Origin of the sequence: Streptomyces atratus (assembly GCF_040655115.1) — a bacterium.
Lineage (GTDB): Bacteria > Actinomycetota > Actinomycetes > Streptomycetales > Streptomycetaceae > Streptomyces > Streptomyces atratus_D.
On sequence record NZ_JBFAJH010000023.1, the window covers coordinates 1 to 23,857 of the forward strand.

Genomic DNA, 23,857 nt, shown 5'->3' on the forward strand with positions numbered 1-23,857 from the left:
TCTTCGAGGTGTGCCGGTAGGCATCGCGGCGTTCCTGCAACGCCCCGTTGTAGAGCGAGCAGTGATCAAGCAGCATCTCGCCGAGCGCGATCTGTCGGCCCACGGTGGGCCGCATGAGGAACTTGTACGCACGGATCACCCGGCCCACCCCCTCCCGGTCAGCTTCGGAGATCATACTCCAATTGGCTTATGTCACGACGTAGGGAACCAAACTCCGACATTCGCACCGGCCGCCACGTCGAGTACCACCTTCACGCTCACTTGGTGTTCCTCACCAGATACCAGCGCGGCATGTCCGATGACGCCATGCTGAAACGGTGCGAAGAGATCATGCGCGAGGTCTGCGCCGGGTTCGAGACGGAACTGCGCGAGTTCAACGGTGAGGCCGACCACGTCCACCTTCTCGTGCACCACCCGCCGAAGATTGCCCTCTCCAAGCTGATCAACAGCCTCAAGGGCGTCAGCTCCCGCTACCTGCGGGCCGAGTACACCGACCGCATCAACCGGACCGGCATGGGACCGGTGTTCTGGTCCCGCTCCTACTTCGCCGGCTCCTGCGGCGGCGCACCGCTCACCGTGATCCGCCAGTACATCGAAGGACAGAAGCGGCCCACCCGACCGTCACCGACGCAGACGCAGAGAACTCCGGCGCTCCGCGCCTCCGCGCTCAGGATGCGTTTCCCTCCCCGGCTGAAGCCGGGGATACCCACGCAAGATCAGGGATGGGGGCATGGTCGGCTTCCCGTACACCTCATCAGGTCGCAGCGACCTTGAGCCGTTCTGGCCCTCCCGTCAGCATCATGACTTCGACCGGGTGTGTTGCCGCGCGTGGAACGCGCAGGCCCTCTAAAGCCGCTCACCCCGGCCTTCGGTCCGCGGCCACGACGCAAGTCCGTCCCTCGACGACTCCTTCGCGCGAAAGAGCTGACCCTCATGGCGAACACTCGTACCTTCTCTGCCGCCGCTGTCACCACAGCGTCCACGGCGACCACTGCAACCGCCCGCTCCGTCCCTCCCAACCGTCACAGGCTGCGTGCCGTCGCCACCGACGATGTCGTCCAGCTGGCCGATGCGGCCGGCTTCCTGCCGCCGGGCGCGACCTGGCTTCCGGCACCCCAGCACACCGTTCCGGCGCTGCCGGGCCGTCCGCCGATGATCGGCTACCTGGTCCTCGTACCCGCTGACCAGCAGCCCGCCGTCGCAGCCGCGGCCGCCGCGGCGCAGCGGATCGTGCCGGAGCCGCTGGTGGCGCCGGAGGCGGGGCCGGTACGCATCGACGGTGTGCAGCGCACCGCGACGGTGGACGGGAGCACGCTCGACCTCACGTTCCTCGAGTTCGAACTGCTCGCCCATCTGGTGGCGCACCCGCACCGGGTGCACACCCGCGACCAGTTGGTGACGACCGTCTGGGGCTACGGGCACGTGGGCGACGGGCGCACCGTCGACGTCCACATCGCCCGGCTGCGCCGCAAGCTGGGCGCCGAGCACCGCCGGTCGATCCAGACGGTGCGCCGCGTCGGCTACAAGTACACCCCCTGACGGGCACGCAGGCGGGGAGGCCTGCTCGACCGGTACGCATCCGGTCGGGCAGGGCCCTTTCCGTGCGGGCGTGCAGGTGTCGGCCGCCACACCCCGGACCGGCCGGAACAGGGGCGGCCTCCGGCACGCTTCACCACCCCGATCTCCCGGGCGCAGGACGAGACCGTGAGGGTGGTGCTGGGTACACCCCCTCCTGGGTGGCGAGACGGCTCACGCCGCGGAGGCCCGTCGGGTGAGACTGTCCTCGGACCGGCGCTGCCACGAAGGCCCGGCGAGGGGAGAAGGACCATCATGAACGCGATTCGGATCCGAGTACGGCCCGCGCTGCTGGCCGCCGGGCGCGGGCTCGTCCTGTCGTTCGCCACCCTGGCCGGGTCGATCAGCCACTTCGTGCTGACAGTGCTCTCGATCGTCCTCATTCCGCTGGGCCTGGGACTCCTCACCACCCCGCAGATGCTGACCGCGGTCCGCAGACACGCCAATCAACGCCGGCTGCTGGCCGCGACCTGGGCGGACCTCCGCATCCCGGTCCCCTATCGCCCTCTTCCCAAGGATCTGCGCGGCGGGCTCGCGGGCCAGGTGGAGCGCACCACGCTGATGCTGAAGGACCCGGCGACGTGGCGGGACATCCGGTGGCTGCTGGTGGACATGACGGCCGGCTCCGTAGTGGTGCTCGTGGCTGCCGGACTGATGATCTATCCGGTGGAGGGGGTCGTCCTGGCGGCGGGCCTGTGGCGGGTCTTCACCGACGACACCTACTGGTACGGATTCGTGCCGGTCGACAGCCAGGCGACGGCGCTGGCCGCCGCGGCGCTCGGTGGGGTGCTCTTCCTCATCGGTCTCGCAGCGAGCGAACGGCTGCTGCGGCTTCACTTCGTGATCGCTCGCTCGGTACTGGCGCCCACCCATGAGCAGGAACTGGCCCGGCGGATCGACCGGCTCACCGAGACCCGGCACGAGGCCGTGGACACCGCAGCGTCCGAACTGCGTCGTATCGAGCGCGACCTGCACGACGGCGCGCAGGCCCGGCTGGTCGCCATGGGCATGAACCTGGGCACGATCGAGGCGCTGATCGAGAAGGACCCGGCGCAGGCCAAGACGCTTCTCGCGATGGCCCGCGAGTCCTCCGCGGAAGCCCTCACCGAGCTGCGCGATCTCGTACGGGGCATCCACCCGCCGGTTCTGGCCGAACGCGGACTCGGGGACGCCGTAAAGGCGTTGGCGCTGCGGCTGCCCATCGAGTCCGAGGTCGAGGTGCAGCTGGCCGGGCGCGCCGAGGCGCCGGTCGAGTCGGCCGCCTACTTCGCGGTCAGCGAGACCCTGACGAACGCCGCCAAGCACTCCGGGGCGGACCGCCTCTGGGTGGACATCCACCACGCCGACGCGATGCTGCGGATCTCCGTCACGGACAACGGCAGGGGCGGCGCGATGATCGGATCGGGCTCGGGTCTGAGCGGTATCGAACGCCGACTCGGTACATTCGACGGCATCATGGCCGTCAGCAGCCCCGCGGGCGGTCCCACCATGGTGACCATGGAGATCCCTTGCGAGTTGTCCTAGCCGAAGATCTCTTCCTGCTGCGCGACGGTCTGGTCCGCATGCTGGAGGCGTACGACTTCGAGATCGCGGCAGCCGTCGAGACCGGACCCGAACTGACGTGTGCGCTCGCGGAGTCGGATCCGGATGTCGCCGTGGTCGATGTCCGGCTTCCGCCGTCCCACACGGACGAGGGACTGCAGTGCGCACTCGCGGCCCGAAGGGCCCGACCGGGGCTGCCGGTGCTCGTCCTCTCCCAGCATGTGGAGCAGTTGTACGCGCGTGAGCTGCTGGCGGACGGCAACGGAGGCATCGGGTACCTTCTCAAGGACCGGGTCTTCGACGCCGACCAGTTCATCGACGCGGTACGCAGGGTCGCGGCGGGCGGCACCGCGATGGACCCGCAGGTGATCTCGCAGCTGCTGTCGCGGCGGGCACAGGACAAACCGATGGGCGGTCTGACCCCGCGCGAGCTGGAGGTCATGGCGCTGATGGCGCAGGGCCGTTCGAACGCGGCGATCGCCTCGCAGATGGTGATCACGGAACGGGCGGTGGCCAAGCACACCTCGAACATCTTCGGGAAACTCGACCTGCCGCCGTCCGACGACGACAACCGCCGCGTTCTGGCCGTTCTGGCCTACCTGGACCAGGGGTGACCTGACCGGCAGCCGCTCACCGGGCCGGACTCAGGTGCAGCGTGGTCACCCCCAGGTGGGGTGCGGCCCGGCACTCCAGGACCTTCACCCGTACCGCCGTCGCGGTGACGGGCGAGGCGATCGGCAGAATGCGCCGGTTGCCGATGGTGGTGCCCTCGGCGATCCGCTGTCGGCTGCCGTCGATCCGGGCCTCCAGGGCGAACTTCTCGACGCCCTGACCGTGCCGGATGTCCTCGCGGACGGCGACCCGGTCGAGGGTGTACGGTCCCGGGCTCTGCGTGCTCCGCACGTCGGTGCCGTAGGTGCCGCGTACGGCCCTGCCGAAGGCGGTCGGTGACGGGACGTCCGCAACGGCGACGCGGCCGTCCCGGCCGGGCGGCACGTTCAGCAGGAGCGAGGCGTTGCGGCCGACGCTCTTCTCGTACAGGTTCATCGACTGTGCCGGAGCCCGGCCAGGAGTTGGCGCCGTCCAGCCAGAGTTCCTCGACGGGCCCGTACGGGGTGAACAGCTCGTGGAGCGCGTCCCACCAATCGCCCGGCGGCGGCATGTCAACCGTTGAACCATGCCGCCGCGTCGAGCCGGAACGCGTCGGCGGGCGCCATCGCGCGCAGGTCGGACTCCAGGGCACGTAGCCGCTCGGCCCCGAGCGCCCGGGACCACTCGGCGTGCAGCCGGTCGAACCCTTCGGCGGACCGGACCAGTACGTCGACACCGCGCGGGGTGACCCGAACGAGCTTGCGGCGCCCGTCCTGCGGATCGTCGACGCGTTCGACGTAACCGAGACCCTCCAGCCTGTCGACGGTCTTCCCCGCGGCCTGCTTGGAGACGCCGAGCCGTCGGCCGATCTCAGTCGCGGTCGCGCCGTCACGGCCGACGGCCTGGAGCGCGAAGCCGTACGCGGGCCGCACGTCGGGGTGACCGCTCTCGGACAGCTCGCGGTGCAGCTCGTCGATGATCGTCCGGAATCCGGCGAACAGGAGCAGGGGCAGCTCGAAGCCCGCACCATCCCCGGCGGTCGCCGCCCCTTCAGCCCGTCTTCCCGTCGACTCAGCCATTGCGAAGCTCGACAACTTGGTTTACGTTTTCGTCAATCACGTTGTCGAGTTTACCGCGAGAGGTCACGCCATGCCCGCACACGCGTTTCCCGACCACACCCTCGAATCCGCCCCCGTCGCCGCCCGCCGCACCATGGAGGCCGTAGCGGACAAGCAGGGATATCTGCCCGCCGCCGTCGGCCGGCTGGCCACGTCTCCGCAGCTGCTCGACGGCTTCCTGAAGATCAGCGCGATCTTCGAGTCGACCACCCTGGACCCGCTCTCCCGCGAGGTTCTGATCATGACGATCGCCACCGGCAACAGCTGCCACGTCTGCGTGGCGATGCACACCGCGAAGCTCACCGCGCTCGGCGCGGACGCCGACCTCGTCGCCGCACTGCGCGAGGAGAAGCCACTGCCACTCCCGGACGAACGACTCGAAGCGGTACGACAGTTCACCCTGGCCGTCATCGCCACGACGGGCGCGGTCGACGACGACACGCTGCAGGCCTTCCTCGCACACGGCTACACGCGCCGGAACGCCCTGGAAGTGGTCCTGGGCATCGGCGCGTACACGATCTCGACGCTCGCCAACCGGATGACCGACGCGCCCGTCGACCCCCAGCTCGCCGCGTTCGCGCCCGCCCCTGCACCCATGTGACCCGTTGTGCGCATGGAGCGCCCAGGCCGACGGACGGTGCCCGAACGGCTTCAAGGCCATTCCCCAGCTGGTCCAGCGCATCGTGTACGACGTGCCGCCGGGCCCCGGCTTCGCCGTGGCCCGTACATAACGCCCTTCGCCCGTCGCGCAGTTGGCCCGGCGCAGTTCCTGCGCGTCGGTCTGGATGTTCGGCTCGCAACGCGCCTTCGTGGCCGGCTGCTCCAGGCTGCCGGTCGCCGTCGGCGGGACGTGCGGCTTGTCCTCGCCGCCACCACCCCCGCCGCACGCCGTCAGAAGAGCCGGTCCCGCAAGAACGACCGCCGCGGCCCCGACCCCGGAACGACGTCCTCGTCGCATCTCCAGCTGCGTCACCATCCGGCCGTCGTGCCCCTTCGCACTCCGTCGCCCGGCCGAACGGCCGGATCCGAAAAACCCGCCCGCGGCCCGGAGTGACCATCGCATGATTCGCTCGTTCAGCTGAATGTGCGCCCACTGCCAGAAGTACCGCCCGCCACCGCCCCGGTCGATGTGGAGCAGGCCGAGGCGGCGCTCGCCGAGCACTATCCGCGGCTGGTCCGGCTCGGTTACCTCCTCCTGCCCTCCCTCGGCCGCAACCGCCGCGTTCTGACGGCACACTCCCTCGCCCAGCGATCCCTGCCACTGGGGCGTCGGACGCCGTTCGCGGCCGACGACGGGATCCCTCTCCCCCGCCACCCCGCGGGTGGGCCGGCGGTCGACCCGGGCTATGCGCTCGTCCGGCAGCGGGTCGTGCACACCGCCCTGGAAGCGGGCCGCCCCCTGCGCCGCCTGGCCTGGCCGCGCCGGTCCCAGCTGCCGCCGCTCCTCCCTCTGGTGTGGGGTCTGCGCCTGTTCCCGCACTCCGGCGGTGCGGACGAACTCGCCCTGGACCAGGCGCTGTCGGCGCTCTCCGGGCCGGCGCGGGCGGCCCACGTCCTGCGCGGCCTGGAGGACCTCGCGGACGGGGAGGTGCGGCGGGTGCTCGCCGCCGCAGGGGTGGCGGACCCGCATGCGGCGCTGATGGAGGCGGACGCGGTGGCGGCGCCGTACGCGCTCCTGGACTCCACGGAGTTCGACCCCTGTTCCCTGCAGGCCCGCCCGCCGGATCTGCTGCGCCGCCGCCGGCACGCGAAGGCGGCGCTCGCGGCGGTCGCCGCACTCCTGGTGTGCGGGGCGCTGCTGGGACTGCCGGGCAACGGCTGGGGCCGGGACCTGGCGTCCGCGCCCCTGTACGCCCGCAACCCCACGTCCGAAAAGGCCCTGGAACCAGCCTCATTGATCAGGGTTCCCCCGGCGTACTGGCGGCGCTCGCCCCGGACCGACTTCACCGCCTGGCCCACGCGCGGCGACCGCGCCGACGACACCCGGCTGCTGCGCCGCGCACTCGCCGTCTGGGCGCGTCCGGGCCCCGCCGTCCGGTCGTCCACGACGCCCGGGACGCCGGTCGGGCCGCCGATGGGGTCCCCGCAGCTGCTGTACGCGGGCGAGGTGGGCGAGGCCGCGGTGGTGTTGTTCTACGACGGGCTGCGCATCGTGCGGTACGCGGAGGCCCGCGACGCCGATCCGGCACAGGGCGCGGCGCTCGACTTCGCCCGTGTCGACGGTGCGGACGCGTCCTCCGCCGACGCTCTGATCGTGAGCCGTGGCGGCGGAACGGTCCGCTATCTGACGGCGCCCTGGGTGCGGCAGGTGTCCGTACGGGATCTGCTCGCCCCCGGCCGGGCCGCGCGGCCGCTGCACCGCGACCGGAACGGCGTGACCGATGTGCTGGCGAGCCCGCAGCCGGCCGGTGACTGCCGGTCCTGGCCCGCCGTCGAAATGCATGACGTCACGGCGACACGTCTGCTGACGGACCTCGGCGAACTCGCCCCGGCCCGGCTGACCTCCGGACCGCCGTCGGCGCCGCACGACGTGTCCGGGCGGGCCGAGCGGGAGAGCTGGGCACGGACCGCCTGCCTGCTGACCGCGGTGCGTTCGCGCGGCGTGCGTTCGGTGAACTCCTGGCCGTACGCACGACAGTGGCTGCCCGAGGACAACGGTTTCGCGCAGTGGCTGTGCACCCGGGCGGAGACCTGGCGGGGCAGGGGGAGCAGGGTCCTCGCCCAGTTCCAGGCCCCGTCGTCACCGTCGCGCGGGGCGAGCGCGCCGGGCACCGTCGCGGCGCGTGCCGAGAACTCGACGGCCTGCGGGGGGCGCGATCCGCAGGTGCTGGCGGGCGTGTTGTGGAAGTCGCGCGGCGGCCGCTGGTACGTACTGGCGGCGGGCAGCGAACAGTTCGCCTCGCTGACCACGTCGGGTGGGGTGAGGGGCAGGGCGCGGGGGCATCTGCTCGCGGTGCGGGCGCGGGCGGGCGACCGGGCGGAGCTGAACGGTGTGCTGATGAACGGCACCCGGGTGGGCGCCCTGCGCTGACCATGCCGCCGTGCCGTTTCCCGTGGTGCACGCCGTGATCCTCCACTCGGCCGGGTCATGGTGGCCGGCGGCGGACCTCCGGCATGCCCGCGGAATCAGGATGCGCAGTCGCTGCCGGACGTGCGTGCCCCCGATGCCTCGGCGGGGAACCTGCAGGTGGGACGGGGCACCGAGGGGCGGATGGCGGCGGTCGCGGGAGGGGACGAGGGAAGACGGAAGGAGGTTCACGGATTGCCTACAGGGCTCGGTTCCACGATCGGCGACATTGCAGCAGATCGGGTGTCTTGGAGCGCGTGGCGCGGTCGTCGACGGTCGTCGGGGGGCGACGGTTGTGGTGTCCAATCCGAGCAGGCGCTTCGGCGCCTGCTGCGACAGGAGATTTCCATGCATGTTTCCCGCTTCGCTGCCGCAGTCTGTGTGGCCGCCGTCGTCGCGCTGGGCGGCGGCGGCGTAGCTCAGGCCGCCGCCCCCGGCGCCGCCGTCGGTGCCCACTCCCTCCAGGTCAATGACGGTCGGCACGGGGATGGCGACCGCTGGGACGACGGGCGCTGGGGCCACGACCGCCGTGACAACGGACGCTGGGGCCACGACCGCCGCGACAACGGAAGCTGGGGCCACCACCGTGACCACGGACGCTGGGGCCACGAATGCCGTGACCACGGACGCTGGGGCCAGGGACGCTGGGGCCGCGAATGCCGTGACAACGGACGCTGGGGCCACGACCATGACCGGTACCGGGATTACCGTTCCCGCTGATCCGATCGGAACCGCAGTATGAACTGGGCCCGTGGCGCCCTCCACCGAGGAGGCCGCCACGGGCCCGCCACGTGCGCCCCGGCTCGGCCGAGCCGCCGGGCGGGGCGCGGCCCGGGGGCGAACTGACGGCAGTCGCTGGGCCACGCTCCTTGGTGCTGCTGCGTTTCCCTGTGCTCCCGAGCGTCGGCGGCGTGGTTCCTGGGGCCTTCGCGGCGCCCGCACCTGAGCCGACGGCCGGCGCGCCCGGATAGGTTCACATCGCACCGACCTGAGGATGGAGACGCTCGACATGCGAACGGCGGAGCAGCGGAGCAGCGGCCTCCGAAGCTCACCGAACGCAACGGAAAGCGCCCTCCGTTACCCACCGGCCAACGGCTGCGGGAAACGCAGGACGCGATCGGGTTCATCGGCCAGGAGGCCGTGCAGTCCCAGGCCCACGACGACGTCCTCCCCCACCTCAAGAAGCTCGGGCTCGACCCGACCCCGTACACCGCGCAGGTCGACCGGTTCTTCGAGCTGCGGCCCGGAACCCCTGATGGGCGCGGTCACCGCAGCGCTCCCGGCCGACTGCACCCTGCACCCTGCACCTGGAACGCTTCGCGGCAGCAGCCACATCACCGGCCGGCTCCGTCGCCTTCGAGGTGGAGCTGCACCGCGCCGGGCGTACGGTCCGGGTCGCGGCGGGCCAGTCGTTCCTTGCCGCGGTCCGCCAGGAACTCCCGTATGTCTCGTACTCCTGCGAGCAGGGCTTCTGCGGAACGTGCCAACAGCGCGTGCTGGAGGGCGAGATCGACCACCGCGACGATCTCCCGACGGATGCGGAGAGCGACGACTCGATGCTGATCTGTGTGTCGTGGCGCAGGAGGGAGCGGCTGGTGCCGGACCTGTAGCGGCCCGTTCGCCCCGGCCCGGTTAGGCTGTTGGCATGACGACCGGGGTGCGGCGCAGGATGGGCGTCGATGAGCGCAGACAACAGTTGATCGGCGTCGCGCTGGAGTTGTTCAGCCGCCGCTCCCCCGACGAGGTCTCCATCGACGAGATCGCAGCCGCGGCCGGGATCTCCCGGCCGCTCGTCTACCACTACTTCCCAGGGAAGCAGAGCCTGTACGAAGCGGCGCTGCGGCGGGCGGCCGACGAGCTGGCTGCGCGGTTCCTGGAGCCGCGTGAAGGGCCGCTGGGGGCTCGGCTGTTGCGGGTCATGGGGCGGTTCTTCGACTTCGTGGACGAGCACGGGCCCGGGTTCTCCGCGCTGATGCGGGGCGGACCGGCGGCCGGGTCGTCGACGGCCAACGCGATGATCGACGGGGTGCGGCAGGCGGCCTACGAGCAGATCCTCGCCCACCTGGGGGTGGAAGTGCCCCCAGCACGGCTGGAGTTGGTCGTACGGTCGTGGGTGTCGCTGGCCGAGTCGACGGCATTGATCTGGCTGGACGGGCGGCGGATTCCGCGCGCGGAGCTGGAGATACAGCTGGTGCACGACTTCGCGGCGCTGGCCGCGGTGAGTGCGGCGTACGACACGGAGATGGCGGGCATCGTACTGCGGGTCCTCGCGGAGGAGCCGGTCGACGGGCCGTTCGGAGATCTGCTGGCGCGGCTCTCCGCGTTCGCGCCCGCCGTGCCGGCTGTGCCCTCGCAGCAGTTGCCCTGACCTGCGGTTCGGATCAGCGCTTACGGTAGGACGGGTCCAGGTCGCGGGTCTCGGCCGAGGTGTGGACCGTGAGGCCGTCGGCGGGCCCCAGGTGCGCGGCCAGCAGCTCCAGTACGGACTCGGTCAGCTGCGCCTTGATCACGTCCGTGCGGCCGGGCAGCAGGCCGATCGAAATGTGCAGGACCGCGTCGCCGGTGGCGGCGTCGCCCACCACGGACTCGTCCACCCGGCGGAAGCGGGTCTTGCAGGCGGCGGTCTTCGTGGTGACCGTCCCGGCGACCAGCGGGTGCAGGGCGAGCGCGAAGCCGCGGCGGTCGAAGGTGTCGTCGAGTTCGGCGGAGTAGTCGACGGTGATCTGCGGCATCTGGGGCTCCGGGGTGCGGTACGGACCGTTGTCAGACCTCACCTATATGTTGATCGGCACGCCCGCACAAGGTAATGCTCCCCCTGGACTCGTCGGGGCTCGCGTGGCCGCCGGGCCCGCTCTTCTCGCGGTCGGCCGTGACGAACTGGGCCGGTCCCCTTTCCCGAACGGCGCATACGCACGGGAAGGGGGACCGGAACCGGCCGAGGTGGCGGGAGGGACGCGCCCGGGAGTGTGTGATGCGACTCACTCCCCGGCGGCTGTCCTCAACGTAGCCCTGTACGGGTCACCGCAGGGAGAACACGGCCACCGTGCGTCCCGGGACGGTGAAGCTTCCCGAACTCCTCTCGTAGGAGGCCTTCTTGACAGTGGAATCCGCCCCCGCGGCCTGGACGGGGTGCAGGGTGTAATCCTTCCCGGCCAGCTCCGCGATCTGCTGGTGCTCGGTGCCGGGGGTCGCGTTGAGGACGATCACCAGCTTTCCGAGCCGCATCGCGATCACGCCGGGCGTCTCGTCCTTCCCTGAGAGCGGGAACGACAGGGCGGACTGCACCTCCTGTGTGGTGGAGAGGTCGAACTCCTTCTCCGTCGTGCGGATGGTGAGCAGGTCCTGGTACGCGGCGGACGCACCGCCGATCTGCGCGCAGCCGGGGCTGAGCGCAGGGGCGGTCAGCAGCGGCTTGGCGTACGACCACTTCGACCGGTTGTCGGCGGCGGGCGGCAGTCCGCGGCCGAAGCCGTTGCCGTCCCGGCAGTCCCAGTGCAGTGCGTTGAACCAGTCGCCGCTGTCGTACGAGTTGCGATCCAGGGACTTGGAGCGCAGCAGATCCGTGCCCGCCTGGGAGAGCGACGGGCCCTGCGAGAGGGTGGCGGTCGCCATCGCCAGGACCTGCATCCTGGCCCGGTCGGCCGCCGAGGTGCCCACCGGGAGTTTGAAGGCGAGGGCGTCGTACAGCGTCTCGTTGTCGTGGGCGTCGGCGTAGGCGAGGGCGTCGCCGGGGACCGCGGCGTATCCGGCGGGAGCCCCGTTGTAGTCGACGCCCGAGCCCTTGACCGTACGGCCCGAGGAGTCGGTGAAGGTGTAGTCGGCGAGGTTGCCGGTCAGGCCGACCTTGATCAGGTCCTGGTAGTGGAGCAGCCGGGCCTTCTGCTGGGTGCGGCTGCCGTTGACGGTCGAGGAGTTGGGGTCGGTGTAGAGGCCGCTGGCGAAGCCCTGGACACCGGGGTCCTCGTCGAACGGGCCGCCGCCGCGGACGGCGTCACGGGCCCGGTCGGAGAAGGTGGCCACACCGGTGCCGGCCATGTTCTTCTGGGTGGCCTGGACGAAGCGGGCGTCGTCGGCGATCTCACCGAAGTTCCAGCCCTCCCCGTACAGGATGATCTTCTTGCCGTCGACGCCGTCCTTGGCCACGGTCAGCGCGTCGAGCGCCTTGCGGACGGCGAGGATGTTGGCCTTGGGGTGGTGGCCCATCAGGTCGAAGCGGAAGCCGTCGACCTTGTACTCCTTGGCCCAGGTGACAATCGAGTCGACGACGAGCTTGCCCATCATGGTGTTCTCGGGCGCGGTGTTGGCGCAGCAGGTGGACGTGGCGACGGTGCCGTCGTCCAGGAGCCGCTGGTAGTAGCCGGGCACGATCCGGTCGAGGACGGACTTGGCGTCCTGGCCGGAGGCGACGGTGTGGTTGTAGACGACATCCATGACGGTCCGCAGCCCGGCGCCGTTCAGCCCCTGGACCATCTGCCGGAACTCGACGGTGCGCCTGGTGCCGTCCGGGTCGGAGGCGTACGAGCCCTCGGGGACGGTGTAGTGCAGCGGGTCGTAGCCCCAGTTGAACCCGTCGTTCGCCGCGGCCTTCGCCACGCAGGCCTGCTGCTCCTCGGAGTCGGGGGCGTACACGGACAGGTCACAGGCGGGCTTCTGCTGGGCCGACTTCTTCTCGGGGATGGTGCCGATGTCGAAGGCGGGCAGCAGATGGACGTAGCTCGTGCCGGAGTCGGCGAGCTCCTTGAGGTGCTTCATCCCGTCGGAGCGGGTGTCGGTGAAGGCGAGGTACTCGCCCGGGTGCTGGGACGTGGGGTCCGCGATCGAGAAGTCGCGGATCTGCAGCTCCTGGATCTGGGCGTCGCGCAGCGGGACGGCGGCGGGCTTCCTCAGCCCGGCCCAGCCCTTCGGTGCGAGCCCCGGGGCGTCGAGGTCGACGACGAGGCTGCGGGCGGAGTCGGTCGTCAGGGCGGTGGAGTACGGGTCGGTGACCTTGTTGGTGACGATCTTCTGGACGGTCGGCGCCCACACCTTCACGACGAACCGGTACGGCTTGCCGGTCCACTTGGCGGTGCCGGTGACGGACCAGACGCCGGTGCGGTCGTCGCGCCGCATCGGGACGCTCTTCCCGTCGAGTTCCAGGGCGACGGTCTGCGCGGTGGGGGCCCAGACGGAGAGGGCGGGGCGGCCGTGCTCGAAGACCGGGCCGAGCGTGGCGGTGCTCGCGTTCTTCCCGTACAGGTCGTCGAGCACACCCGCGCTCTGTACGCCGGTGGCGGCGAGCAGGGCGCCGTTGGCGGCGCGCTGGGTGGCGATCAGCTGGCCGCGCAGCGCCTCGCGGACCCTGTCCCGGTCACGCGGGTCGACGGTGAAGGCCGGGTAGTCCTTGAGGTGGGGGTACTTCGCCTTCTGCGCGTCGGTCAGCGTGGACGGCCCGAGCCGCAGCCACTGCCCCTCGTCGGAGAGCGCGCCGTCGACGACGGAGATCCCGCCGTCCTTCGCGTAGACGAGCTGCTCGCTGGTGGCGTCGGTGGCCTTCACCTTCCAGACGACGGTGTCGGAGTCGATCCACTGCGCCTCGGCCCTGGTGAGGTCGGGGGTGGGCACACCGCCGGTCTGCGGCAGCAGATAGCCGGACTGTCCAGCGATCATCCACACCTCGTGGTCGTACGTGGCGAGGTCGAGGGACTGGTCGCTGGGGAGGTCCTTCTCGTCGCCCTTGTGGAGGATGTAGCTGAGCGAGGTCGCCCCGTCGGTGAGCGGGACCTCGAAGGTGACGCCGTAGGCGTCCTTCTTCACCGGCTGGAGCGGCTTCGCCCAGTCGGTGGGGTCCTTCGCGCCGGTCCAGGTGTGCAGTCCCCAGCCGTCGTAGTTGCCGTCGGCCCGGTGGTAGTGCAGGACGGCCTTCGTCCTGTCCTGCGCCGGGTAGGCGCCGTCGGGGGCCTCGTCGGCCTGGCTGTCCTTGCCCTGCTCGATCCAGACCTGTCCGGTCTTCGCGAGCTCGACGGTGCGCTGCGGACCGTCGGCCGTGCCGTCCTTCTCGACCGTGTACGGGACGGCGGAGGTTCCCTCGTCGAGCTTGATCCAGGCGAAGGCACCGTAGGCGTCGCGCCCGGTGAACTCGGCGGACTTGTCACCGGACTCGATCGTCCAGCCGTCGTAGTCGCCGTCGGCGCGCCGGTAGTGGACGACGGCGTAGTCGCGCTCGACGGCGACGGGCTTCTCGGCCGCCGGGGCCTGACCTGCGGTCGTCGAGGCGAAGGCGCTCGCGGTGCGGCCGGCACGGTCGACCACAACAGCCTTGTAGCGCAGCGGCGTTCCCGCCGCCACGGTGTCGTCCAGGTGCTGGGTGATCTTGTACGGGGCGTGGTCGGCGGATCCGAGGGTGACCCACCTGCCGTTGCCGGTCTGGGCGGCGAAGACGACCCGGTTCAGCGATCCGCCGTCGGTGTCCGCGGAGATCTCGACGGTACCGGTGGCTCCGGCGGCGGGCGCCTTCAGCGTGATCGAGGGCCTGGCGGCCGGGGCGCCCAGGGGCTTCTCGGCGCGCAGCACGATGCTGGAGAGGGCGGGCACGGTGACGGTGATCTTCTTGTCGGCGTCGCTGCGGACCGTACGGGAACCGCCGTACAGCGTGCGGAAGTCCATCGCGGCCGACTCGGTGGACAGCTCGACGGTCTTCGCCTCGGTGCCGTTGTTGGTGGCGACGACGTACTCGTCGGCGCGCTTGGGGTCCGTACGGGAGAACGCGTAGACGGAGCCTTCCGCGTACCGCTCGGTCTGGACGCCGTCACGCAGGGCCGGGTTCTCCTTGGTCAGCCCGGAGAGTGCGGCGATGTTCCGGTACAGCGGGTGGCCGGTGTCGTAAGCGTCGGAGGCGTGCGTACGGTCGGTGCCCAGTTCGTCGTCGTCGAGGTAGTCGGCGGTCTTCGACGCGAACATGGTCTGGCGGGCGTCCTTGTCCCCGCCCGCGCCGGTGAAGCCCTGCTCGTCGCCGTAGTAGATGACGGGGTTGCCGCGACTGAGGAACATCAGCTCATTGGCGAGGCGGGCCCGGTCGACCAGTTCGGCTTCGTCGGCCTTCGGGTTGTCCTGCTTCACGAACGCGCCGATGCGGCCCATGTCGTGGTTGCCGAGGAAGGTCACCTGCTCATAGGCGTTGGCCTTGTCGGTGGTGTACCGGTAGTCGTCACCGAAGACGGCGGCGAGCTTCGAGGCCGGAGCGCCCTGCGAGGCGTACTGCCGGGCCGCTTCCTGGAAGGGGAAGTCGAGCGTCGCGTCGAGCCGGCCCCGGGTGACGTACGGGGACGTGATGGCGGTGTCGGCGGAGTAGACCTCGCCGAACATGAAGAAGTCGTCGCGTCCGTGCCGGGCGGCGTAGGTGTCGAGGGCGGTCGCCCACTGGGTCCAGAAGTCGAGGTCGACGTGTTTGACCGTGTCGATCCGGAAGCCGTCGATACGGAAGTCGCGGACCCACTTCTCGTAGATCTTCTCCATGCCGGAGACGACCTCGGGCCGCTCGGTCCACAGATCGTCGAGCCCGAAGAAGTCGCCGTACGTGGTGGACTCGCCGGCGTACGTCGAGTCGCCTCGGTTGTGGTACATCGTCGGGTCGTTGAGCCACGACGGGGTCTTCGTGCCGGTGTTCTTCGGGGTGTACGGGAACGAGTCGGCGTCGACCTTCGCCAGGCCCTTGCTGTCGTCGAAGGGGCGGCCGTCCTTGTCGAGGTACGGATAGGCGCCCTTCGGCCTGTAGCCGTACTTCTTCTCGGCGTACTCGACGGTGTCCGCGGTGTGGTTGGTGATGACGTCGAAGAAGACCTTCATGCCCTTGGCGTGGGCCCTGTCGATCAGTTTCGACAGGTCGGCGTTGGTGCCGAAGTGCGGGTCGACCTGGGTGAAGTCGGTGATCCAGTAGCCGTGGTAACCGGCCGAGGCGTCCTTGCCGGTGCCCTGGACCGGGCGGTTCTTGAAGATCGGGGCGAGCCAGATGGCGGTGGTGCCGAGATCCTTGATGTAGTCGAGCCGGTTGGTCAGGCCCTTGAGGTCGCCGCCCTGGTAGAACCCCTTGTCCGTGGGGTCGTAACCGGTCTCCAGGCGCGAACCGGTGAGCCCGCCGCGGTCGTTGGAGGTGTCCCCATTGGCGAACCGGTCGGGCATGACGAAGTAGAACTGCTCGCGGGTCAGGTCGTGACGGGCGGGTTCGGCGGCGAGCGTTGCGTCCGACGGCGGGCTCGGGGGTCTCGGCGCGGCGGAGGTGGCTGCCGCCGGGACGACGGGGAGGAGCGCCGCGCACAGAGCGGCGACGGCTCCCCGTCTGAGGGAGGTACGGGACACGGGGCAGGGTCTCCTTGGTTGCGGGGTTATGGGGTTCTCGGGGTGGACGGACTTGTCGGGTGGGCCAGGGGGTCGGGGGTGTACCAGGGCGTCTCCTCGGACGCCGCAGACTCCCCGACACCGCGGGGAAGCCGTGCACTTACTGCGTCGTCCTGCGGGGATCGCCCTGGTGCGCCCCCGCCCCGGGGCGCCGCCCGAAGCCTCCGGCACCGGACGCCCAAGGGTCGGCGGTGGTGCGCCCGGAGGCTTCGGTGCCGGGTGATCACGCCCGTCGGCCGGTGCGCCGGGAGGGGACGTATCGGGGCGATCCCCGCAGGGTGACGCAGTAAGTGGACGGTTCCCTCACGGTGTCGGGGAGTCTGCGGCACCCGAGGAGACGGCTCGATGCGGCACCGACCCCGGGTTCACTGTTCGGACCGGGGCGACGCGGTCGGCCGCCCCGGCCCAGGCGCACCGACCCCCGGGTCACCGCCCGGACCGGGGCACCGTGGTCGGACACCCCGGCCCGGGCGCCGGGTTCAGCTTCGCCAGACGTCGCTCGTCAGCGACACCTTGCCCGACGACGGCACCGTCGCCGTGCGGTTGGCGCCGCTCTCCCAGGTGACGGCGCCGCTCGCGTCCTTGCGGATGTACTTGTACTCGAACGACGTACCGGCGGGCATGCTCACGTCGAGCTTCCAGACCGGGTACGTCGCCGGGTCCAGCTTGAGCGCGCTGCCGGTGTTCCAGTTGCCGAGCGCGGACTGGTTGCCGACGACGTAGATGTTCTGGCCGGGCTGGGTGCCGGCGTTGACGCCGAACGAGGCGCCGGAGGTACCCGTACCGGGGTCGGTGACGCCACCCCCGGTGCAGGTGCGGGCGTTCACCTGCAGGGCGACGGCCGTGTTGGCACCGAGCGTGGCGGTGAACTGGCCGGAGCCGTTGACGGTGACGCCCTTGCCGGACTGGATGTCACAGTAGTCCCCGGCGGGCAGCGACGTCTGGAAGGTACGGGTCAGCGACGAGCTCTCGTGGTTGATGGCGACGTACGCCTTGGCCCCGCGGCCGAACGCGATCTGGTCGCCGCCGTTGTCCCACCAGTTGGTGACGGACTCGCCGCGGGCGGTGTTGCGGAAGCCGACCATGGAGGAGATCTCGCGCCAGGCGTGCTGGCACTTCCAGCCGTCGCTGTAACAGGCGTTCACCGTGCCGCCGTTGGGAGGGCCGGCGTCCTTGTCGGACCACTCGTAGCCGGAGTGGACGTCGGGCGAACCGTACGGCCAGGCCAGCATGAAGACGTTGGCGAGGGTGTAGTTGGCACCGTCCTTGTAGTTCAGCGTGTCGCCGCCGCGCTCGGTGTCGTGGTTGTCGACGAAGACCGCGGTCTTCGAGGACGACATGAAGCCCCAGCCCTCGCCGAAGTTCTTCAGGTAGGCGAGGTTCTCGTTGTTGAAAACCTGCTTGAGGCTGCGGGCGTAGCGGAACTCCTGGACGTCCCCGGTGCCGGCGTACTCGTCGGGCGAGACCGCTTCGCCCGCCCCGTAGATCGCCTCCTGCTTCCAGTAGACGCCGGGGTTGGTCAGCCGCGACTTGATGTTGGCGAGGTCGGCCGCGGGCATGTGCTTGGCGGCGTCGATGCGGAAGCCGTCGACCCCGAGGGAGAGCAGGTCGTTGAGGTATCCGGCGATCTTGCCGCGGACGTAGCCCTCACCGGTGTCGAGGTCGGCGAGACCGACGAGTTCGCAGTTCTGGACGTTGGCACGGTCCTGGTAGTTGCTGATCTGCGCGGTGCAGTCGTCCATGTCGAACGAGGAGTACAGGCCGGGGTAGTTGTACTTCGTGTACGAGGAGCCGCCGGTGCCGGTGCCGGAGCCCGCCGCCATGTGGTTGATGACGGAGTCGGCGACGACCTTGACGCCCGCGCTGTGACAGGTGCTGACCATGTGGGCGAAGGCCGTGCGGTCGCCGAGCCGTCCGGCGATCCTGTAGCTGACGGGCTGGTACGAGGTCCACCACTGGCTGCCCTGGATGTGTTCCTGGGGCGGCGAGACCTGCACGTAGCCGTAGCCGGCGGGACCGAGGGAGTCCGTGCACGCCTTGGCGACGGAGGCGAACTTCCACTCGAAGAGGACTGCGGTGACGTCCTTGTTGCCCGGCGTGGAGGCCTGGGCGGTCGTGGTGGGGGCCACGAGAGCGGCGGCGCCTGCTATCAGGGCGAGCGCTGCAGACAGGTGTCTGCGTGCCATGTCTTTCCTCCTGCTGTGGGGGAAAATGCGGGTGACGGTGCAGCCTCACGTGGCAACGCGCCCTGCCCTCAAGGCTTCTGAAGGTTCTTGCTGCAAGAATGCAAACCTTGCCGCGGGGAGACCGTACGAGCCCGCCAGGTTCCGGTCAACCCTTTGGACACCAACCGCTTACATCGGCGAAATGCCGCAGTTTTCTTTCTGCAAAGACTTACGCAAAACATTGCAGCGCTGTTACGTTTCTCCCGACTCCGGTCCGGTCGGCCGAGGGTCCCGGTCACCCGGGCCCCACGCGCCCGGCCGGCCGGGCCGGTCACGGACAGGAGAGGCACCCGGAGTCGCTCACTCCCCGCGGCCCATTCAGGGCCGGCTCCCGGTGCCTCTCCTGTCCCTCGGCCTGTCCTCCTGCCCAGAGACGACGAGGTCCTGGATCCCCCTCCGGATCCAGGACCTCTGCGCGTGCCGGACGCGCCGTCAGGCGGCGCGGACCGCCGCGGTGGACCCCCGTACCACCAGCTCCGGCTGGAACACGTACTCCGTACGCTGCACGGGGCTGCCGCCGATCTCCTCCAGCAGCGCCCCGACCGCGGCCGCCGCCATGGCCTGCACGGGCTGCCGCACCGTCGTCAGCGGCGGGTCGGTGAACGCGATCAGCTGTGAGTCGTCGAAGCCCACCACCGACACGTCGCGCGGCACGTCGAGTCCGCGGCCCCGGGCCGCGCGCACCACGCCGAGTGCCATCTGGTCGCTGCCGCAGACGATGCCCGTGCACCCCTGGTCGAGCAGCGCACCAGCGGCGACCTGGCCGCCCTCGACGCCGAACAGCGCGGAGCAGACCAGGAGTTCGGCCTCGGTCCGGCCCAGACCGAGGAGGTTCACGGCGGCATCGAGGAAACTCTCGCGTTTACGGCGGGACGGCACGTAGCGCTGCGGTCCGATGGCCAGGCCGACCCTGCGGTGGCCGAGTTCGGCGAGGTGGCCGACGGCCATCCGTACGGCGGCGGAGTCGTCGGGCGAGACGAACGGGGCGTTGATCCGTTCGTTGTAGCCGTTGATCAGGACGAAGGGCACACCGCGCTCGGTGAGTGCGGCGTACCGGGCCGGGTCGGCCGACAGATCGGCGTGCAGCCCGGAGAGGAAGACGATCCCGCCGACGCCCCGTTCGACGAGCTGCTCGACGAGTTCGTCCTCGGTGGCGCCGCCTGGTGTCTGGGTGCAGAGCACCGGGGTGTAGCCGTGCCCGGCGAGAGCCTGTTCGACGGACTGCGCGAACGCCGGGAAGATCGGGTTGGTGAGCTCGGGCGTCACCAGTCCGATCAGCCCGGCGCTGCGCTGCCGCAGCCGTACGGGGCGTTCGTAGCCCAGGATGTCCAGCGCCGCGAGCACCCGCTGACGCGTGGTGTCCGCGACGCCCGGTTTCCCGTTGAGCACCCGGCTGACTGTCGCCTCGCTGACCGCTGCCTGGCCGGCGATGTCCGAGAGCCTCGGCGCACCACCGGTCCCGGGGCCGGTCTTTCGGATCTTGCCGGGCTCGCGGGGGCTGACACGCGCGTCTGCGGGGTTGTCGTCGGTCGCCGACGCTCCGCGTGGGCTCCCTCCTCCGCCTTGCAGCTGCACGCGCCAGCCCCCGCTCCCTGATCCGGCCTGATCCGAAAGACCGGCCCTGGGCAGGGGAACCGTCACACCGTCCACCACACCGTGGTGTCCGCGGGGAGCTCGATCTCGGCGCCGTCGGTGACGACCGGCGTGCTGGACAGCAGGACGGTGCCGCGCACGGGGATGCGTACCGGACGGCCCGTCGTGTTGACGGTGCAGATGAAGCCGGGGCGGGCGAAGACCAGCAGACCCTCGGGGGCCTGGAGCCACTCCACCGCGGTCCCGGCGCCGAGCCCCGGGTGCACCCGGCGGGCGGCGAGCGCGGCCCGGTACATCTCCAGGGTGGAGCCCTCCTCGCCGGTCTGTGCCTCGACACTCAGCTCGGCCCAGCTGTCGGGCTGGGGCAGCCAGCTGCCGCCGGTGCCGAAGCCGTACGAGCTGCCGTCGCGGGTCCACGGGATCGGCACCCGGCAGCCGTCGCGGAAGCCGTCCTGGCCGTCGGCGCGGAAGAACGACGGGTCCTGGCGGGCCTCGTCGGGCAGGTCGGTGACGTCGGGCAAACCAAGTTCCTCGCCCTGGTAGACGTACGCGGATCCGGGCAGCGCCAGCATCAGGAGGCTGGCGGCGCGGGCCCGGCGCAGGCCCGTCTCACGGTCGCCGGCGGTGCGGATCTGGGTGCCGAGGCCGGGCGGGTTGGCGAACCGGGTGGCGTGCCGGGTGACGTCGTGGTTGGAGAGCACCCAGGTGGTGGGGGCGCCGACCGGACGCATCGCGTCGAGCGAGCCGTCGATGACCTTGCGCAGCTCGGCGGCGTCCCAGGCGGTGGAGAGGTACTGGAAGTTGAACGCCTGGTGCATCTCGTCGTGGCGCACGTAGTTGGCGGTGCGCTCGACGGTCGGGGTCCATGCCTCGGCGACGAGGATGCGCCCGCCCGTCGCCCACCACCGCTCTTCCGGCGAAGACCCTTCGGGCCCCTTCTTCGCGGGGTACTCGTCGAGGATGGTGCGCCACGAGCGGTAGATCTCGTGCACCCCGTCCTGGTCGAAGAACGGCATGACATCGTTTCCGAGCAGCTTGAGCTGGTCGTGGGTGCCGAGGTCGGGCAGCCCCTCGGCCTTGACGAGGCCGTGGGCGACGTCGACGCGGAAGCCGTCGACGCCCATGTCGAGCCAGAACCTCAGGATGGAACGGAACTCGTCGGCGACGGCCGGGTGTTCCCAGTTGAAGTCGGGCTGCTCGGGGGCGAACAGGTGGAGGTACCAGTCGCCGGGGGTGCCGTCCGGGTCGGTGGTCCGGGTCCAGGCGGGTCCGCCGAAGATGGACTCCCAGTCGTTGGGCGGCAGTTCACCGTGCGCGCCCTTGCCGGGGCGGAAGTGGTAGCGCTCGCGCAGCGCGGAGCCGGGGCCCTCGGCGAGGGCGCGCTTGAACCACTCGTGCTGGTCGGAGGAGTGGTTGGGCACCAGGTCGACGATGATCCGCAGGCCCAGGTCGTGGGCATCCCGGATCAGCCCGTCGGCATCCAGCAGCGTGCCGAACATCGGGTCGATGGCGCGGTAGTCGGAGACGTCGTACCCCGCGTCCGCCTGCGGCGACGCGTAGAACGGGCTGAGCCACACCGCGTCGACGCCGAGGTCCTTGAGGTACGGGAGTCTGCCGCGTACGCCTGCGAGATCGCCCATGCCGTCGCCGTTGCCGTCGGCGAAGCTCCGCGGATAGACCTGGTAGATCACCGCGTCCTGCCACCAGCCGGTGCGGTGGCCCGGAGCGTCGTCGGACGTGCCGGTGGAGGGGGCAGCGAGGTGCTGGGTCATGTCGTCCCTGGGGTGTCTGGGTGGGGAGCGGCGCCGGGACCGGGTCGGAGGTCCGGCGCCGCCGTGACTTGGTGCGTGCGGTCGTACGGTCGTGCTGCTGCGTACGTCAGCCCTTGACGGCTCCGGCGGACATGCCGGTCACCAGGTGACGCTGGGCGAAGAGGAAGACCAGGGCCGCGGGTATCGCGATGAGCACGGACGCGGCGGTCATCGGCCCCCACTGGGCTCCGTACTGGTTGACGAACTTCTGCAGCCCGCCGGCGAGCGTGAGGTTCTCGTCGCCGACCATGAAGGCGGAGGCGTACGCCACCTCGCCCCATGCGGTGATGAAGGAGTAGAACGCGGTGACGGCGAGGCCGGGCTTGGCGAGCGGCAGGATCAGCCGCCAGAAGGTGCCGAACGGGGTGAGGCCGTCGATCTGCCCCGACTCGTCGATCTCGCGCGGGATGGTGTCGAAGAAGCCCTTCATCATCCAGGCACAGAACGGCACCGCGATGGTGAGGTACGTGATGACCAGCCCGGCGGGCTGGTTGAGCAGTCCCAGGCCCGACATGATGTTGTAGATCGGCACGATGAGGACGGCGACCGGGAACATCTGCGTGATCAGCAGCGTCCACATCAGCCCGCGCTTGCCGGGGAAGCGGAAGCGGCTGACGGCGTAGCCGGTGGTGGCGGAGACGAAGACGCCGAGGACGGTGGTGAGTCCGGCGATGACCAGGGAGTTGCCGAACCAGGTCAGGAACTCGGTGTCCTTGATCAGGTCGGTGTAGTTCTCGAAGGTCGTGTCCTTGAAGAAGTCCGTCGTCGTCGCGTACGCGGCGGGCTTCAGCGAGGTCAGCAGGACCCACAGCACGGGGAACACGGCGATCACGGACGCCACGATCAGCGTGAGGTGCAGTCCGACGGAGGCGAGCGGCGAGCGTTCGCCGCGGAGCCGGACCTTGCGCGTCGAGTGGCGCGCGGTGGGTGCGGGGGCGGTGGTCACCAGTTATCTCCCTGCGTGCGGAGGACTCGCCGGTAGACCGCGGCGAAGAGCATCAGGAGGACGAGGATCAGCACACCCCAGGTGGAGGACTGCGCGAAGTCGCGCGGGCTGATCTCGAAGGAGAACTTGTACGCCTGGGTGACCAGGATCTGGGTGGCCTCACCGGGTCCGCCGCGGGTCAGCAGGAAGATCACCGGGAACATGTTGAAGGTCCAGATCGTGGAGAGCAGGATCACCGTGGTGGAGACCGGCCGCAGTCCGGGCAGCGTGATGTGGCGGAACCGCTGCCAGGCGGTGGCGCCGTCCATCTCCGCGGCCTCGTACTGCTCGCTGGGGATCGACTGCAGTCCGCCGAGCAGGGCGACCATCATGAACGGCACGCCGAGCCAGACGTTGACGGCGATGACGGCGAACTTCGCCCAGGTGGGGTCGTTCAGCCAGGGTACGGCGTCGATTCCGCCGCCGGAGAGGATCTTGTTGAGCAGCCCGCGGTCCTTGTTGTAGAGGAAGCGCCAGGCGAAGACGGAGACGAAGCCGGGGATGGCCCAGGGCAGGATGAGCGCCATCCGGTACGCGGAGCGGCCGGCGATCCGGCGGTTGAGGATGTTGGCGAGGGCCATGCCGAGGGTGAAGGTGATGCTCACACAGGAGACCGTCCACACCAGGGTCCACCCGAGCGTGCCGAGGAACTGATTGCCCGTGAGCGCGTCGGCGTAGTTGTCCAGGCCGACGAACTTGTAGGTGGCCGGCATGTGGTTGACGCCGATGGACCGTGCGACGTTGCGCTCGTCGGCGTCGGTCAGGGACAGGTAGACGCCGCGGACGAGCGGGTAGCCGATGATCACGCCGATCACGACGACGACCGGGGCGACCATGGTCCAGGCGTACCAGTGGGTCGACAGCGCCCGTCGGAACCTGCTCGGTGGTGGAGGGTTACCAGTACCGCGGCTCCGGCCGCGGGCGACGTCGTCGCCCGCGGCCTTCGCCACCGACTGGCTGGTGTGGACAGCCATCAGTCG

16 protein-coding genes and 4 pseudogenes are annotated in these 23,857 nt (G+C 70.4%); 10 read left to right on the plus strand and 10 right to left on the minus strand.

All coding sequences use genetic code 11. From position 1 onward, the window contains the following. Positions 1 to 139, minus strand: a pseudogene (locus AB0I23_RS23390) (RNA-guided endonuclease TnpB family protein); the annotation flags it as partial. Between the two features lie 50 nt (positions 140 to 189). Between AB0I23_RS23390 and tnpA the strand changes: the two are divergent. The 4 genes and pseudogenes from tnpA to AB0I23_RS23410 form a co-directional block, all read left to right on the plus strand. Next, positions 190 to 612 (plus strand): annotated as a pseudogene (gene tnpA, locus AB0I23_RS23395) (IS200/IS605 family transposase); the annotation flags it as partial. Between the two features lie 321 nt (positions 613 to 933). Continuing rightward, positions 934 to 1,539 carry a winged helix-turn-helix domain-containing protein gene (locus AB0I23_RS23400; protein ID WP_359111933.1) on the plus strand — a complete coding sequence of 202 codons (606 nt, stop codon included), beginning with the start codon at positions 934 to 936 and terminating at the stop codon, positions 1,537 to 1,539. Between the two features lie 291 nt (positions 1,540 to 1,830). Continuing rightward, entirely contained in the window at positions 1,831 to 3,099 is a 1,269-nt protein-coding gene (locus AB0I23_RS23405) for a sensor histidine kinase (RefSeq protein ID WP_359111935.1), read from the plus strand. After that, positions 3,084 to 3,731, plus strand: coding sequence for a response regulator transcription factor (locus AB0I23_RS23410; RefSeq protein WP_359111938.1), 648 nt, complete (start codon positions 3,084 to 3,086; stop codon positions 3,729 to 3,731). Before AB0I23_RS23405 ends, AB0I23_RS23410 begins: the two co-directional genes overlap by 16 nt. 16 nt (positions 3,732 to 3,747) lie before the next feature. Here AB0I23_RS23410 and AB0I23_RS23415 read toward each other — a convergent pair whose 3' ends face one another. Both AB0I23_RS23415 and AB0I23_RS23420 read right to left on the minus strand, forming a co-directional pair. Then, the gene (locus tag AB0I23_RS23415) at positions 3,748 to 4,164 is read right to left on the minus strand and encodes a hypothetical protein (RefSeq protein ID WP_359111939.1); all 417 of its coding nucleotides are present in this window, start codon (positions 4,162 to 4,164) and stop codon (positions 3,748 to 3,750) included. 116 nt (positions 4,165 to 4,280) lie between these two features. Beyond that, positions 4,281 to 4,787, minus strand: coding sequence for a MarR family winged helix-turn-helix transcriptional regulator (locus tag AB0I23_RS23420; RefSeq protein ID WP_359111941.1), 507 nt, complete (start codon positions 4,785 to 4,787; stop codon positions 4,281 to 4,283). A gap of 70 nt (positions 4,788 to 4,857) precedes the next feature. Between AB0I23_RS23420 and AB0I23_RS23425 the strand changes: the two genes are divergently transcribed. The 6 genes and pseudogenes from AB0I23_RS23425 to AB0I23_RS23455 all read left to right on the plus strand — a co-directional run bounded on the left by AB0I23_RS23425 (position 4,858) and on the right by AB0I23_RS23455 (position 10,261). After that, positions 4,858 to 5,427: a carboxymuconolactone decarboxylase family protein gene (locus tag AB0I23_RS23425; RefSeq protein WP_359111943.1), complete on the plus strand. Its 570-nt coding sequence runs from the start codon at positions 4,858 to 4,860 to the stop codon at positions 5,425 to 5,427. 483 nt (positions 5,428 to 5,910) lie between these two features. Further along, entirely contained in the window at positions 5,911 to 7,857 is a 1,947-nt protein-coding gene (locus tag AB0I23_RS23435) for a hypothetical protein (RefSeq protein ID WP_359111945.1), read from the plus strand. 384 nt (positions 7,858 to 8,241) lie between these two features. Next, positions 8,242 to 8,613, plus strand: coding sequence for a hypothetical protein (locus AB0I23_RS23440; RefSeq protein WP_359111947.1), 372 nt, complete (start codon positions 8,242 to 8,244; stop codon positions 8,611 to 8,613). Positions 8,614 to 8,982: 369 nt separating this feature from the next. Next, positions 8,983 to 9,165 (plus strand): annotated as a pseudogene (locus AB0I23_RS23445) (metal-dependent hydrolase); the annotation flags it as partial. Next, positions 9,131 to 9,503: pseudogene (locus AB0I23_RS23450) on the plus strand (flavin reductase family protein); the annotation flags it as partial. The pseudogenes AB0I23_RS23445 and AB0I23_RS23450, both read left to right, overlap by 35 nt. Positions 9,504 to 9,538: 35 nt before the next feature. Next, the gene (locus AB0I23_RS23455; RefSeq protein WP_359111949.1) at positions 9,539 to 10,261 is read left to right on the plus strand and encodes a TetR/AcrR family transcriptional regulator; all 723 of its coding nucleotides are present in this window, start codon (positions 9,539 to 9,541) and stop codon (positions 10,259 to 10,261) included. A gap of 13 nt (positions 10,262 to 10,274) precedes the next feature. Here AB0I23_RS23455 and AB0I23_RS23460 read toward each other — a convergent pair whose 3' ends face one another. The 7 genes from AB0I23_RS23460 to AB0I23_RS23490 form a co-directional block, all read right to left on the minus strand. Beyond that, positions 10,275 to 10,625 (minus strand): 5-carboxymethyl-2-hydroxymuconate Delta-isomerase, encoded by a 351-nt coding sequence (locus AB0I23_RS23460; protein WP_359112063.1) that lies wholly within the window; start codon positions 10,623 to 10,625, stop codon positions 10,275 to 10,277. Between the two features lie 286 nt (positions 10,626 to 10,911). After that, on the minus strand, positions 10,912 to 16,224 hold the full coding sequence (pulA, locus tag AB0I23_RS23465; protein WP_359111950.1) for a pullulanase-type alpha-1,6-glucosidase: 5,313 nt from the start codon (positions 16,222 to 16,224) through the stop codon (positions 10,912 to 10,914). A 518-nt stretch (positions 16,225 to 16,742) separates the two neighbouring features. Further along, positions 16,743 to 18,449 carry a carbohydrate-binding module family 20 domain-containing protein gene (locus AB0I23_RS23470; protein ID WP_359111951.1) on the minus strand — a complete coding sequence of 569 codons (1,707 nt, stop codon included), beginning with the start codon at positions 18,447 to 18,449 and terminating at the stop codon, positions 16,743 to 16,745. A 471-nt stretch (positions 18,450 to 18,920) separates the two neighbouring features. Next, entirely contained in the window at positions 18,921 to 19,967 is a 1,047-nt protein-coding gene (locus AB0I23_RS23475) for a LacI family DNA-binding transcriptional regulator (protein ID WP_359112064.1), read from the minus strand. A 158-nt stretch (positions 19,968 to 20,125) separates the two neighbouring features. Continuing rightward, positions 20,126 to 21,853: a glycoside hydrolase family 13 protein gene (locus tag AB0I23_RS23480; protein ID WP_359111953.1), complete on the minus strand. Its 1,728-nt coding sequence runs from the start codon at positions 21,851 to 21,853 to the stop codon at positions 20,126 to 20,128. Positions 21,854 to 21,959: 106 nt separating this feature from the next. Further along, the gene (locus AB0I23_RS23485; protein ID WP_359111955.1) at positions 21,960 to 22,838 is read right to left on the minus strand and encodes a sugar ABC transporter permease; all 879 of its coding nucleotides are present in this window, start codon (positions 22,836 to 22,838) and stop codon (positions 21,960 to 21,962) included. Then, positions 22,835 to 23,851 carry a carbohydrate ABC transporter permease gene (locus AB0I23_RS23490; protein ID WP_359111956.1) on the minus strand — a complete coding sequence of 339 codons (1,017 nt, stop codon included), beginning with the start codon at positions 23,849 to 23,851 and terminating at the stop codon, positions 22,835 to 22,837. The genes AB0I23_RS23485 and AB0I23_RS23490 overlap by 4 nt, the downstream gene beginning before the upstream one ends. Between the last annotated feature and the right edge of the window lie 6 nt (positions 23,852 to 23,857).

Excerpts from the sequence above, each read along its gene's own strand:
- AB0I23_RS23470 (WP_359111951.1), bottom strand. The coding sequence starts at position 18,449 with ATGGCACGCAGACACCTGTCTGCAGCGCTCGCCCTGATAGCAGGCGCC.
- AB0I23_RS23490 (WP_359111956.1), bottom strand. The coding sequence starts at position 23,851 with ATGGCTGTCCACACCAGCCAGTCGGTGGCGAAGGCCGCGGGCGACGAC.
- AB0I23_RS23405 (WP_359111935.1), top strand. The coding sequence starts at position 1,831 with ATGAACGCGATTCGGATCCGAGTACGGCCCGCGCTGCTGGCCGCCGGG.
- AB0I23_RS23440 (WP_359111947.1), top strand. The coding sequence starts at position 8,242 with ATGCATGTTTCCCGCTTCGCTGCCGCAGTCTGTGTGGCCGCCGTCGTC.
- AB0I23_RS23455 (WP_359111949.1), top strand. The coding sequence starts at position 9,539 with ATGACGACCGGGGTGCGGCGCAGGATGGGCGTCGATGAGCGCAGACAA.
- AB0I23_RS23460 (WP_359112063.1), bottom strand. The coding sequence starts at position 10,625 with ATGCCGCAGATCACCGTCGACTACTCCGCCGAACTCGACGACACCTTC.
- AB0I23_RS23425 (WP_359111943.1), top strand. The coding sequence starts at position 4,858 with ATGCCCGCACACGCGTTTCCCGACCACACCCTCGAATCCGCCCCCGTC.
- AB0I23_RS23480 (WP_359111953.1), bottom strand. The coding sequence starts at position 21,853 with ATGACCCAGCACCTCGCTGCCCCCTCCACCGGCACGTCCGACGACGCT.
- AB0I23_RS23400 (WP_359111933.1), top strand. The coding sequence starts at position 934 with ATGGCGAACACTCGTACCTTCTCTGCCGCCGCTGTCACCACAGCGTCC.
- AB0I23_RS23420 (WP_359111941.1), bottom strand. The coding sequence starts at position 4,787 with ATGGCTGAGTCGACGGGAAGACGGGCTGAAGGGGCGGCGACCGCCGGG.
- AB0I23_RS23415 (WP_359111939.1), bottom strand. The coding sequence starts at position 4,164 with ATGAACCTGTACGAGAAGAGCGTCGGCCGCAACGCCTCGCTCCTGCTG.